The 12,259-nt window shown below is 69.9% G+C and carries 10 protein-coding genes; 8 read left to right on the top strand and 2 right to left on the bottom strand.

Annotated features, from left to right (window positions below; all coding sequences use genetic code 11):
* The first annotated feature begins 167 nt into the window (after positions 1-167).
* The 3 genes from PYR72_RS08540 to PYR72_RS08530 all read left to right on the top strand — a co-directional run bounded on the left by PYR72_RS08540 (position 168) and on the right by PYR72_RS08530 (position 2,950).
* Complete coding sequence (locus tag PYR72_RS08540) at positions 168-530, top strand: bifunctional 3-phenylpropionate/cinnamic acid dioxygenase ferredoxin subunit (protein WP_275454724.1); 363 nt, start codon at positions 168-170, stop codon at positions 528-530.
* Positions 527-1,690, top strand: coding sequence for an FAD-dependent oxidoreductase (locus tag PYR72_RS08535; RefSeq protein ID WP_275454723.1), 1,164 nt, complete (start codon positions 527-529; stop codon positions 1,688-1,690). The genes PYR72_RS08540 and PYR72_RS08535 overlap by 4 nt, the downstream gene beginning before the upstream one ends.
* Positions 1,691-1,819: 129 nt before the next feature.
* Entirely contained in the window at positions 1,820-2,950 is a 1,131-nt protein-coding gene (locus PYR72_RS08530; protein ID WP_275454722.1) for an aromatic ring-hydroxylating dioxygenase subunit alpha, read from the top strand.
* Between the two features lies 1 nt (position 2,951).
* Here the strand turns inward: PYR72_RS08530 and PYR72_RS08525 are convergent, their stop codons facing one another.
* Positions 2,952-3,698: an IclR family transcriptional regulator gene (locus PYR72_RS08525; RefSeq protein ID WP_275460363.1), complete on the bottom strand. Its 747-nt coding sequence runs from the start codon at positions 3,696-3,698 to the stop codon at positions 2,952-2,954.
* Between the two features lie 201 nt (positions 3,699-3,899).
* On the opposite strand from PYR72_RS08525, the gene betA reads away from it, so the two are divergent.
* Positions 3,900-5,570, top strand: a complete 1,671-nt coding sequence (gene betA, locus PYR72_RS08520; RefSeq protein ID WP_275454721.1) for a choline dehydrogenase — start codon at positions 3,900-3,902, stop codon at positions 5,568-5,570.
* Between the two features lie 3 nt (positions 5,571-5,573).
* Positions 5,574-6,410, top strand: a complete 837-nt coding sequence (locus PYR72_RS08515; RefSeq protein ID WP_275454720.1) for a methylenetetrahydrofolate reductase — start codon at positions 5,574-5,576, stop codon at positions 6,408-6,410.
* 144 nt (positions 6,411-6,554) lie between these two features.
* Here the strand turns inward: PYR72_RS08515 and purU are convergent, their stop codons facing one another.
* Entirely contained in the window at positions 6,555-7,430 is an 876-nt protein-coding gene (gene purU, locus PYR72_RS08510) for a formyltetrahydrofolate deformylase (protein ID WP_275454719.1), read from the bottom strand.
* Positions 7,431-7,653: 223 nt separating this feature from the next.
* Here purU and PYR72_RS08505 point away from each other — a divergent pair, with 223 nt between their 5' ends.
* From PYR72_RS08505 to PYR72_RS08495, 3 genes are read left to right on the top strand one after another with little or no spacing between them, the layout of a single operon-like run.
* Entirely contained in the window at positions 7,654-9,123 is a 1,470-nt protein-coding gene (locus PYR72_RS08505; protein WP_275454718.1) for an aldehyde dehydrogenase family protein, read from the top strand.
* A gap of 20 nt (positions 9,124-9,143) precedes the next feature.
* Positions 9,144-10,229 (top strand): glycine betaine/L-proline ABC transporter ATP-binding protein, encoded by a 1,086-nt coding sequence (locus PYR72_RS08500; RefSeq protein WP_275454717.1) that lies wholly within the window; start codon positions 9,144-9,146, stop codon positions 10,227-10,229.
* Positions 10,229-12,247: an ABC transporter permease subunit gene (locus PYR72_RS08495; protein WP_275454716.1), complete on the top strand. Its 2,019-nt coding sequence runs from the start codon at positions 10,229-10,231 to the stop codon at positions 12,245-12,247. Before PYR72_RS08500 ends, PYR72_RS08495 begins: the two co-directional genes overlap by 1 nt.
* Positions 12,248-12,259 lie beyond the last annotated feature (12 nt).

Here is a 12,259-nt window from a genome sequence, read left to right as displayed (position 1 = left end):
GAGTCGAGAAGGCGGGCTGTTGTTGTTCTATGTGAGCCGCGTTTTGGATACCGCAACGCCCGGCGTGACTTACAGGGGCCTCTGGATGCCTTGACAAGGGTTCAGGGCGACTCCAGACTGATGTTGCGCTTACCGCAAACCGTTTCGTTATACGCACCCGAGGTGTCATGATGATTCCCGCGTGCCGTCTCGCGGATCTCCCGCGAGGTGAGGCCTTCCGGCTCGACATCGACCCGCCGGTGTCGGTGTTCCACACCGACGACGGCGAAGTCTTCGCCATCGATGACACCTGCACCCACCAGGACGCCTCGCTCGCCGACGGCTGGCTGGAGGGCTGCGAGGTGGAATGCCCGCTGCATGCCTCCAAGTTCGACCTGCGCACCGGCGCGGTCGACTCCCCGCCGGCGAAGCTGCCGGTCCGGACGCACGAGGTCGTCGTCGAGGACGACATGATCTACGTCCGGCTCTCCACGGAGGCCCCCAACCTGCCGCCCTGCATCTCGGCCCGCCTCGCCGGCGGTCCCGCGTGAGGACCGTCGCCGTGGTCGGCGCCTCCCTCGCCGGCCTGTCGGCGGCGCGCTCGCTGCGCAAACAGGGCTTCGACGGCCGGCTGGTCGTCATCGGGGACGAGCTCCACCGCCCCTACGACAGGCCCCCGCTGTCCAAGGAGTTCCTGTCCGGCACCCTGGGCGAGGCCGAACTCGCGCTGGAGGCGGAGGGCGAGGACCTGGCGGCGGAGTGGCTGCTCGGCACCCGCGCCACCGGGCTCGACCACACCGCGCGCACCGTCCGCCTCGCCGACGGACGCGAGGTGCGTGCCGACGGCTTCGTCATCGCCACCGGCGCCGTGGCACGCACGCTGCCCGGCTCCGCGGGCCTCGCCGGAGTGCACACCCTGCGCACCCTGGACGACGCCCGCGCCCTGCGGGACGAACTGGCCCGCGGCGGAAGCCTGGTGGTGATCGGCGGCGGCTTCATCGGCGCCGAGGTCGCCTCCACCGCTCGCGCCCTCGGTCTCGAGGTGACCGTCGTGGAGGCGGCCCCGACCCCGCTCGCCGGGCCGCTCGGCGCCACCATGGGCGCCGTCGTCTCCGGCCTGCACGCCGACCACGGGGTGCGGCTGCTGTGCGGCGTGGGCGTCAAGGGACTGAGCGGGGAGCACCGGGTCGACGCCGTCCTGCTGGAGGACGGCCGCAGCCTCCCCGCCGACATCGTGGTCGTCGGCGTCGGCGCCCACCCGTGCGTCGAGTGGCTGGAGGGTTCCGGCATCGCCCTCGACAACGGCGTGAAGTGCGGAGCGGACGGCCGCACCAGCCTGGCCGGGGTGGTCGCGGTCGGCGACTGCGCCAACTGGTACGACCCCAGGGCCGGCCACCACCGCCGCGTGGAGCACTGGACCGGCGCGCGCGAGCGCCCGGAGGCCGCCGTCGCCGCCCTGCTGGCGGGCGGCGCGGTCGAGCCCGGCGTGCCCCGGCCGCCGTACTTCTGGTCCGACCAGTACGGCGTCCGCATCCAGTTCGCCGGCCACGCGGCCGAGGCCGACAGCATCACCGTCGAGGCGGGCGCGGCAGACGACCGCGACGTCCTCGCCGTCTACCGGCGCGACGGCCGTCCGGTCGCCGTGCTCGGGATGAACCAGCCGCGGCTGTTCATGCGGGCCCGCAAGCAGCTGGCCGCCGCCACGTCTTGACAGCACCCCGGCGTCACCCCATGCTGCGGTTGCCCACAGCGCGCAGCGTTGCTCCATGTACAACGCCGTCCGGAGTCGTCCTCCCGGCGTCCGAATGACCCCTCCGCGACGTTCACCGAGGAGTGACCCGTGACCTCGACCAGCCTGCCCGACAGCCTGATCGCCACTCTTCCCGGCTCCTCCTACACCGATCCGGCGTTCTTCGCCCAGGAGCAGGAGCACATATTCGAGACCATGTGGTTCTGCGTCGCCCGGGCCTCCGAGCTGGCGAAGCCCGGTGCCTTCCGCACCGTCGACGTGGGCCGCGAGAGCATCCTCGTCACCCGGGCCCGGGACCACTCGATCCGCGCGTACTTCAACGTCTGCCGGCACCGCGGGGCCAAGCTGTGCACCGAGGAGTCCGGCGAGGTCAAGCGGGCCTTCCAGTGCCCCTACCACGCCTGGACGTACGACCTGAACGGCAAGCTGGTCGCCGCGCCCAACCTCACCAAGATGCCCGACGTGGGCCGGACCGAGTACGGGCTGGTGAGTGTCGCCGTGCGGGAATGGCTCGGTTATGTCTGGGTCTGCCTCGCGGAGAACCCGCCCTCCTTCGAGGAGGACGTCATCGGCGAGGTGATCACCCGCCTCGGTGACGTGGAGTCGATCGAGCGGTACGACATCGACAATCTCTCCGTGGGGCGTCGGATCACGTACGACGTGAAGGCGAACTGGAAGCTGATCATCGAGAACTTCATGGAGTGCTACCACTGCGCCACGATCCATCCGGAACTGACCGAGGTGCTGCCGGAGTTCGCGGACGGGTATGCCGCTCAGTACTACGTGGGCCACGGTGCGGAGTTCGGTGAGGAGGTGCGGGGCTTCACGGTCGACGGTTCCGAGGGTCTGGACCGTATCCCGGGTGTCGCGGAGGACCAGGACCGCCGCTACTACGCGATCACCGTCCGGCCGCAGGTGTTCATCAACCTCGTGCCCGACCACGTGATCTTCCACCGCATGTACCCGGTCGCGGCGGACCGCACGATCGTGGAGTGCGACTGGCTGTACCTGCCCCACGTCGTGGACAGCGGCAAGGACGTCAGCCGGTCCGTGGAACTCTTCGACCGGGTCAACCTCCAGGACTTCGAGGCCTGCGAGCGGACCCAGCCCGGCATGAGCTCACGTCTGTACGCCAAGGGCGGTGTGCTGGTGCCCAGCGAGCACCACATCGGCGCCTTCCACGACTGGGTGAACGAGCGCCTCGGCATCACCCAGGGGTGACTCAGCCCAGGAAACCCATGCGGTGACTGATCTCGGCGGCGCCCTTGAGCAGCACCGGGGACAGCTCGTGCAGCCGCTCCTCGGTGAACCGGTAGGAGGGCCCCGACGCGCTGAGGGCGGCGATGACCTCGCCGTCCCGGTTGCGCACCGGCGCGGCCATGGCGTGCAGGCCGATCTCCAGCTCCTCCAGGGTGAAGGCGTAGCCCCGCTCCCGGGCGGTGACGAGGTTCTTCTCCAGCTTCGTCTTCGCGGTGATGGTGTGCGGGGTGACCTTCTTCATGCCCGCGGTCGTCAGCAGGGCGGCGCGCTCCTTGGCCGACAGGTGGGCCAGCAGGATCTTGCCGCTCGACGTCGCGTGCAGGGGGGTCAGTTGGCCCACCCAGTTGTGCGCGGTGACCGCCCCGGGACCGCGCACCTGGTACAGGTTGATCGCGTACTGCTCCTGCATGACGGCGATGTTGACGGTCTCGCCGATCTCCTCGGCCAGACGCTCGCACACGGGACGGCCCTGCTGGGTGATGTCGATACGGCCCGTGACCGCGCCGGCCAGGCGCACGATGCCGAAGCCGAGCCGGTACTTGCCGCGCTCGCCGGCCTGCTCGACCAGACCGCGCGCCTCCAGGGCTCCGAGGAGACGGAAGGCCGTGGACTTGTGCACCTCGATCTCGGCCGCCACCTCGCTGACACCGGCTTCGCCGCGCTGCGCGAGGATCTCCAGGACGCTGATGGCGCGGTCCACCGACTGCACGCCGCCGGCCGGTGCGTTCGACGTTTCTGTGTCAAGGCTGTAGTTGCTCACAGTGAAACTATACGCGCAGTAAACAACACAGTTGCAAGTAACCGCCCCGAAACGAAGTTCCTCAAGTTGCGTCGTTCGCAACCTGGTGCGTATAGCGCGACCCGGTCTAGCATGCCACGCATATCTACGGCGCGAGCGAGACGAGGCACCATGGCTCCTGTGCAGTACGACTTCGTGATCGTCGGTGGTGGTTCCGCGGGCAGTGCACTGGCAAACAGGCTGTCCGCCGACCCGGCCAACCGAGTTCTGGTCCTGGAAGCGGGCCGGTCGGATTTCCCGTGGGACGTCTTCATCCACATGCCCGCGGCGCTGACCTACCCGATCGGCAGCCGCTTCTACGACTGGAAGTACGAGTCCGAGCCCGAGCCCCACATGAACGGCCGCCGCGTCTACCACGCACGCGGCAAGGTCCTGGGCGGCTCCAGCAGCATCAACGGCATGATCTTCCAGCGCGGCAACCCCATGGACTACGAGCGCTGGGCGGCCGACGCGGGCATGGAGAGCTGGGACTACGCGCACTGTCTGCCGTACTTCCGGCGCATGGAGAACTGTCTCGCGGCCGACCCCGACGACGAGTTCCGCGGCCACGACGGGCCCCTGGTCCTGGAACGCGGCCCGGCGACGAACCCCCTCTTCGGCGCCTTCCTCAAGGCCACCGAGGAGGCGGGCTACGCCCCCACCGACGACGTCAACGGCTACCGACAGGAAGGCTTCGCCAAGTTCGACCGCAACGTCCACCGCGGTCGCCGGCTCTCGGCCTCGAAGGCGTACCTGAAGCCCGTCCGTAAGCGGCCCAACCTCACCATCACCACCCGCGCCCTGGTCACCCGCGTCCTGTTCGAGGGCAAGAAGGCCGTCGGCGTCGAGTACCAGCGGGGCAAGGGCGCCCCCCAGCAGGTCCGCGCCAAGGAGGTCATCCTCTGCGGCGGCGCGATCAACTCGCCGCAGCTGCTCCAGCTCTCCGGCGTGGGCAACGCCGAGGAACTGAGGGCGCTGGGCATCGACGTCGTCCACGACCTGCCGGGCGTCGGCGAGAACATGCAGGACCACCTGGAGGTCTACATCCAGTACGCCTGCGAGCAGCCCGTCTCCATGCAGCCGTACCTGGCGAAGTGGCGCGCGCCCTTCATCGGGCTGCAGTGGCTGTTCCGCAAGGGCCCCGCCGCCACCAACCACTTCGAGGCCGGCGGGTTCGCCCGCAGCAACGAGGACGTCGACTACCCCAACCTGATGTTCCACTTCCTGCCGATCGCGGTCCGCTACGACGGCTCCGTACCGGCCGGTGGCCACGGCTACCAGGTGCACGTCGGTCCCATGTACTCCGACGCCATCGGCTCGGTGAAGATCAAGAGCCGGGACCCCCGGGAGCACCCCGCCCTGCGCTTCAACTACCTCTCCACCGAGCAGGACCGCCGCGAGTGGGTCGAGGCGATCCGGGTGGCCCGCAAGCTCCTCAACCAGCCCGCGCTCGCCCCCTACAACGGCGGGGAGATCTCCCCCGGACCGTCGGTTGAGACGGACGAGGAGATCCTGGCCTGGGTCGCCAAGGACGGCGAGACCGCTCTGCACCCCTCCTGCACCTGCAAGATGGGCACCGACGAGATGTCCGTCGTGGACCCCACCAGCATGCGCGTGCACGGCGTGGACGGACTGCGGGTGGTGGACGCCTCCGTCATGCCCTACGTCACCAACGGCAACATCTACGCGCCGGTGATGATGATCGCCGAGAAGGCCGCCGACCTGATCCTCGGCAAGGAGCCGCTGGCCCCGTCGAAGGCCGCGTACTACCGGCACCGCGACGTCCAGACGCGGGCGGAGTAGACCTTGGCCGCCGCAGGGCTGCGCGCGGTGCTGAGGACGGTGCGCTACGAGGTGCTGCCGGCGCGAGCCACCGAGGAGAAGGTCCTCGCCCATGTCCCGCGCGACGTCGTCGTCACCGTGACGGCGTCGCCGGTCAAGGGCCTGGAACCCACCCTCGACCTCACCGTCCGGCTCGCCGCGCACGGCTACCGTGTCGTCCCGCACGTCCCCGCCCGGCTCCTGCGGGACGACCGGCACCTGAAGGAGGTCGTGGACCGGCTGCGCGAGGCCGGTGTGGACGACGTGTTCGTCCCGGCGGGTGACGCCGACCCGCCGGCCGGGCCCTACGACGGGGCCCTGCCGGTGCTGCGCCGGCTGAGCGAGCTGGGCGGACCGTTCGCCCGGGTCGGGGTCACCGGCTATCCCGAGAGCCATCCGCTCATCCACGACGACGTCACGGTCCAGGCGATGTGGGACAAGCGCGAGCACGCCACGTACGTCGTGAGCAACCTCTGCTTCGACCCGCGGGTGCTGGGTGAGTGGCTGGCGCGCGTCAGGCGCCGGGACGTGACCCTGCCGGTCCATGTGGGCGTCGCCGGGCCCGTGCAGCGCGCGAAGCTGCTGTCCATGGCGACGAAGATCGGGGTGGGGGAGTCGACCCGCTTCCTGACCAGGCACGCGTCCTGGTTCGTCCGTTTCGCCGCGCCCGGCGGCTACTCGCCCGAGAAGCTGCTCACGCGCACGGAGAAGGCCCTCACCGACCCCGCGTCCGGGGTGGCGGGGCTGCACCTGTTCACCTTCAACCAGATCGCGGAGACGGAGCGCTGGCGGCGGTCCCTGCTGGACCGGCTGGAGGGCTGAGCGCACCCCCGGACGCGAAACGCCGGACGGGCCTCTCGGCCCGTCCGGCGTTCGTCGTCGTATACGGACGGCTTCGTATGCGGACTGCTTCGTATACGCACGGACGCGTGGACGGACGCCCTCGTGCGAGGACGTCCGTACCGCTCAGCGGAAGACGACCGTGCGGTTGCCCTCGACCATCACCCGGTTCTCGCTGTGCCACTTCACCGCGTGCGCGAGCACCTGGGCCTCCACGTCCCGGCCGACCGTGACCAGCTCGCCGGGGTCCAGCGAGTGGTCCACCCGGACCACGTCCTGCTCGATGATCTGTCCCTCGTCGAGGTCCGAGGTCACGTAGTGCGCCGTCGCGCCGACGAGCTTCACCCCGCGGTCGTAGGCCTGGTCGTAGGGGCGTGCTCCCTTGAAGCTGGGCAGGAAGGAGTGGTGGATGTTGATGGCGCGGCCGTCCAGCTCCTTGCACAGGTCGTCGGAGAGGATCTGCATGTAGCGGGCCAGGACCACCAGGTCGATGTCCAGGTCGCGGACGAGTTCGAGCAGCCGCGCCTCGGCCTCCGGCTTGGTCTCCCGGGTCACCGGCACGTGGTGGAACGGGACGTCGTACGTCTCCGCGAGCTTCTCGAAGTCCCGGTGGTTGGAGACGATCGCGGGGATCTCGATGTTGAGCGCGCCCGCCCGCTGCCGGAAGAGCAGGTCGTTCAGGCAGTGCCCGAACTTGGACACCATGATCAGGGTCCGGGTGGGTGTGGAGGCGTCGCTGAGGGACCACGAGATGCCGTAGGCCTGGGCGACGGGGCCGAACCGGTACCGCAGGCCCTCCAGGTCGACGTTCGGGTCGGAGACGTCGAAATGGACCCGCATGAAGAACCGGCCCTGGAGCCGGTCGTCGAACTGCTGGCTTTCCAGGATGTTTCCGGAGTTCCTGACGAGATAGCCGCTCACGGCGTGGACCAGCCCGGCACTGTCGGGGCAGGAAAGGGTCAGGACGAACTCACGGCCAGGTTGCGGTCGGGGGAACCTCATGGACACGGTGGCCTCCGTCGGTGCGTATTGCACAACAAGGTGAGCGATACGCAACATGGTCGGCTCGGGGTCGCCTGCGGTCAAGGGTGGGAAGGTAAGTGACCACATGGCCAAATCGTCATCCGCCAACATCTTGACGTCCGTCTGACCAGCCGACAGGGTGTTCCATCACAAGCAATCGGGTGCACGATGCGCAACGAATTTCAGTCGGAAGGCTCGGCGCGTGGCAGACCTGTATGTGAATGGCGAATGGCGGGCTCCGGTGGCCGGTGGTCACCGCGAGATCCGATGTCCCGCTGACGGCACGCTCACGGCGACCGTCTCGGAAGGAACGCGCCCCGACACCGAGGCGGCGATCGCCGCGGCCCGGGCGGCCTTCGACTCCGGCCCCTGGCCGGGCACCCCCGAGCGGGAACGCGGCGCACTGCTGCTGCGCACCGCGGACATCATCGAGCGCGACACCAAGAGCTTCGCCCGCGCGGAGTCGCTCGACACGGGTAAGCGGGTGGTGGAGAGCGAGTACGACATCGCCGACGTCGTCTCCTGCTTCCGCTACTACGGCGGACTCGCGGGCACCGACGCCGGCCGGGTGATCGACACCGGCCGCGACGACGCCGTCAGCCGGGTCGTCTACGAGCCGGTCGGGGTGTGCGCACTGATCACCCCCTGGAACTACCCGCTCCTGCAAGCCAGTTGGAAGGTCGCCCCGGCTCTCCTGGCCGGCAACACGATCGTCCTCAAGCCCAGCGAGCTGACCCCCTCCACCTCCGTCCTGCTGATGAAGGCACTGGAGGAGGCCGGACTGCCGGCCGGCGCCGCCAACCTGGTGCTGGGCGCCGGCCCCGAGGTGGGCGCCCCGCTCTCCGAGGACCCCCGTGTCGACCTGGTCTCCTTCACCGGCGGCCTGGACACCGGCCGGCGCATCATGGCCACCGCCGCCGCGACCGTGAAGAAGGTCGCGCTGGAGCTGGGCGGCAAGAACCCCAACGTCGTCTTCGCCGACGCCGACTTCGAGACGGCCGTGGACATGGCCCTCACCGCCGTCTTCCTGCACTCGGGCCAGGTCTGCTCGGCCGGGGCCCGGCTGATCGTCGAGGACTCCCTGCACGACCGCTTCGTCGACGAGGTCGTCCGCCGCGCCCGGCTCATCCGGCTCGGCGGCCCCTACGACACCGAGGCCGAGACCGGGGCCCTGATCTCCGCGCAGCACCGGGACAAGGTCGAGGCGTACGTCGCCTCCGGCATCGCCGAGGGCGCCGTCCTGCGCTGCGGCGGCGCCCGCCCCGACGACCCCGCCCTGGCGGACGGCCACTACTACCTGCCCACCGTCCTCGACGAGTGCCGGCAGGACATGCGTGTGGTGCACGAGGAGTCCTTCGGGCCCGTGCTCACCGTGGAACGCTTCACCGACGAGGACGACGCCGTCCGCATCGCCAACGACACCGAGTACGGGTTGGCCGGTGCCGTGTGGACACAGGACGCCGGCAGGGCCCAGCGGGTCGCCCGGCGGCTGCGGCACGGCACCGTGTGGATCAACGACTACCACCCCTATGTGCCGCAAGCGGAATGGGGCGGTTTCGGGCACTCCGGTGTGGGCCGGGAGCTGGGACCGACCGGCCTGAACGAGTACCGAGAGCCCAAGCACATCTGGCAGAACATCCAACCCCGGCCGCAGCGCTGGTTCAGCGGCTGAACGCCGAAAGAAGGTCGAACATGACCACCCAGACCGAGGTGCCGCAGCGGCGCGGCACGCCCCAGGACTCGGGTCCCACCCCGGTCATCTCCGTGCGCAACCTGTGGAAGGTGTTCGGGCCGAAGGCCGACCGGGTGCCGCAGTCCGAGGAGCTGTGCGGGCTCACCCGCCGGGAGCTGATGGACCGCACCGGCTGTACCGCCGCCGTGCGCGACGTGCACTTCGACGTCTCGCCCGGCGAGGTCTTCGTCGTCATGGGCCTGTCCGGCTCCGGCAAGTCCACGCTGGTGCGATGTCTGACCCGGCTGATCGAACCCACCGCGGGCGAGGTCGTCTTCGAGGGCGAGGACATCCGCCAGGCCGACGACAGGCGCCTGCGCGATCTGCGCCGCCGCAAGTTCTCCATGGTCTTCCAGCACTTCGGACTGCTGCCGCACCGCCGGGTCGTCGACAACGTGGCCTTCGGGCTGGAGATCCGCGGCATGGGCAGGGCCGAACGCGTCAGGCGGGCCCAGGAGGTCGTCGAACTGGTCGGCCTCGCCGGCTACGAGAAGTCCTACCCCGACCAGCTCTCCGGCGGCATGCAGCAGCGTGTGGGACTGGCCCGCGCGCTGGCCGGCGACCCGGACGTGCTCTTCTTCGACGAACCGTTCTCCGCGCTCGACCCGCTGATCCGCCGCGACATGCAGAACGAGGTCATCCGGCTGCACCACGAGGTCGGCAAGACGATGGTCTTCATCACCCACGACCTCTCCGAGGCCCTCAAGCTGGGCGACCGCATCCTGATCATGCGCGACGGCAAGATGGTCCAGTGCGGCACCGGCGACGAGCTGGTCGGCGCCCCGGCCGACGACTACGTGCGCGAGTTCGTCAAGGACGTCCCCCGCGGCGATGTGCTCACCCTGCGGTGGATCATGCGGCCCCTGGAGGACGGCGACGCCCTGGACGGACCCGAGCTGGGCCCGGACGTCGTGGTCAAGGAGGCCACCCGCGCCGTCCTCGCCGCCGACAAGCCCGTCAAGGTCGTCGAGAACGGCAAGCTGCTCGGCATCGTCGGCGACGAGGAGATCCTCGCCGTGGTCGCCGGACAGGAAGGCGGCGCCTGATGACCGTCGTCGTGGAGAAGACCGAGCCGCCGGGCGGGCCGGAGAGGACCCGGCCCGCCGAGCAGCCCGCCCCGGCCGCGGAACCCCGCCGGATCAGCCGCTCCATGGTGCTCGGCGCGATCCTGGTGGTCTGGCTGGTGCTGTTCGCCGTTCTGCGCGGCAGACAGACCCTCACGCTCGGCGCGGCGGACCTGACCGACCTGCACCGGTGGTTCAACGACGTCAACGACTCGATCGGCGCGAACCGCAACTCCAACCCGCTGTTCCTGTACTTCTTCAACGAGATCCGCCTGGTCATAGATTCCCTGGCGGCCTTCGTGCAGGAGCTGATCTCCCAGCCCTCCGCCGACCGCCCCCTTCCGCAGATCGGCTGGCTCGGCGTCGTCGGCATCGCGGGCTACGTCTCCTGGGCCTTCGGCAACTGGCGGGTCGCGCTGCTGGCGGTGGCCGGCTTCACCTTCCTCGGCCTGCAGGGCCTGTGGCAGGAGAGCATGGACACCCTGGCGCTCACCGTCTCCGCGGTCCTGGTGGCGCTGCTGTTCGGGATCCCGCTGGGCGTGTGGGCGGGGCTGTCCGACCGGGTCAACCGGATCGCCACGCCCCTGCTGGACTTCATGCAGACGATGCCGACCTTCGTCTACCTGGCCCCGCTGACCCTGTTCTTCCTCATCGGCGGAGCCTCCGCGACCATCGCCACCGTGGTCTACGCGGCGCCGCCGGCCATCCGGATCACCGCGCACGCCATCCGGACCGTGCCGGAGACGACGGTGGAGGCGGCCGACTCGCTCGGGGCGACCCGACGGCAGGCCCTGCTGAAGGTCCTGCTGCCGATGTCCAAGCGGACCGTGGTGATGGGCGTCAACCAGACCATCATGGCCGCCCTGGCCATGGTGACCATCGCGGCCCTCATCGACGCCCCCGGCCTCGGCAAGACTGTCGTCCAGGCGCTCCAGTCGCTCGACGTCGGCACGGCGTTCAACGCGGGTCTGTCCATCGTCGTCATGGCGATCGTCCTCGACCGGGTCACGACCGCGGCGAGCGCGCGGGAGGAGGAGGCCCGGCGCTCCAAGAACCGGTTCCTCGCCTGGCGGCGGCCGCTGCTCGGCGCGGGCGCGGTCCTGACGGCCGTCCTGGTCTTCATGTCGCACACCTACGTGTGGGCGGCCGAGTTCCCCGGTGAGGGCGGTCTCGGCAGCTCCATCGCGAGCGCGGCGGACACCACGACGACCTGGGTGCAGGACAACCTGTCCGGCGTCACCAACGCCGTCCGCGACCTCATCACCAACGGGCTGCTCAACCCGTTCCAGTCGCTGCTCACGGACTCCCCGTGGTGGCTCGTCGGCGCCGTCCTCGTCGCGCTCGGCGTGGTCCTCGGCGGCCGCCGGGCGGGTGTCACCACGGCGGTGTGCGTGGGGCTGCTGGTGGCCACCGGGATGTGGTCGGACAGCATGACGACGCTGGCCTCGACCGTGGTGGCCACCGTCCTCGTGATGCTGCTCGGCATCGGCTTCGGCGTCTGGATGGGCCGCAGCCGGCTGGTGGACCGCATGCTGCGGCCGAGCCTGGACGCGGCACAGGTCATGCCGCCGTTCGTCTATCTGGTGCCGTTCCTCGCGCTGTTCGGCGCGACCCGTTTCACGGCGATCGTCGCCGCGATCGTCTACGCGGCGCCCGTCGCCATGAAGATCATCGCGGACGGGGTGCGGAACGTGCCCGCGACGACCGTGGAGGCGGCCACCTCCGCCGGGTGCAACACCTGGCAGATCATCACCAAGGTCCAGCTGCCGATGGCGCGCGGTGCCCTGACTCTCGCCACGAACCAGGGTCTGATCTACGTGCTGTCGATGGTTGTGGTGGGCGGCCTGGTAGGTGCCGGCGCCCTCGGCTACGACGTCGTGGCCGGTTTCTCGCAGGGCCAACTGTTCGGGAAGGGGCTCGCCGCAGGGCTCGCCATCGTCCTTCTCGGAGTCATGTTCGACCGCATCACTCAGGCCGCGGCGCGGCGAACCAGCGCATGAAGGAGCAAGTCA

The organism is Streptomyces sp. VNUA24 (assembly GCF_029167005.1).
GTDB classification, from domain to species: Bacteria; Actinomycetota; Actinomycetes; order Streptomycetales; family Streptomycetaceae; genus Streptomyces; species Streptomyces scabiei.
Note: the sequence above shows the minus strand (reverse complement) of the source record. Positions and strands in the feature narration are given on the sequence as shown.

Excerpts from the sequence above, each read along its gene's own strand:
- PYR72_RS08540 (WP_275454724.1), top strand. The coding sequence starts at position 168 with ATGATGATTCCCGCGTGCCGTCTCGCGGATCTCCCGCGAGGTGAGGCC.
- betA (WP_275454721.1), top strand. The coding sequence starts at position 3,900 with ATGGCTCCTGTGCAGTACGACTTCGTGATCGTCGGTGGTGGTTCCGCG.
- purU (WP_275454719.1), bottom strand. The coding sequence starts at position 7,430 with ATGAGGTTCCCCCGACCGCAACCTGGCCGTGAGTTCGTCCTGACCCTT.
- PYR72_RS08500 (WP_275454717.1), top strand. The coding sequence starts at position 9,144 with ATGACCACCCAGACCGAGGTGCCGCAGCGGCGCGGCACGCCCCAGGAC.
- PYR72_RS08495 (WP_275454716.1), top strand. The coding sequence starts at position 10,229 with ATGACCGTCGTCGTGGAGAAGACCGAGCCGCCGGGCGGGCCGGAGAGG.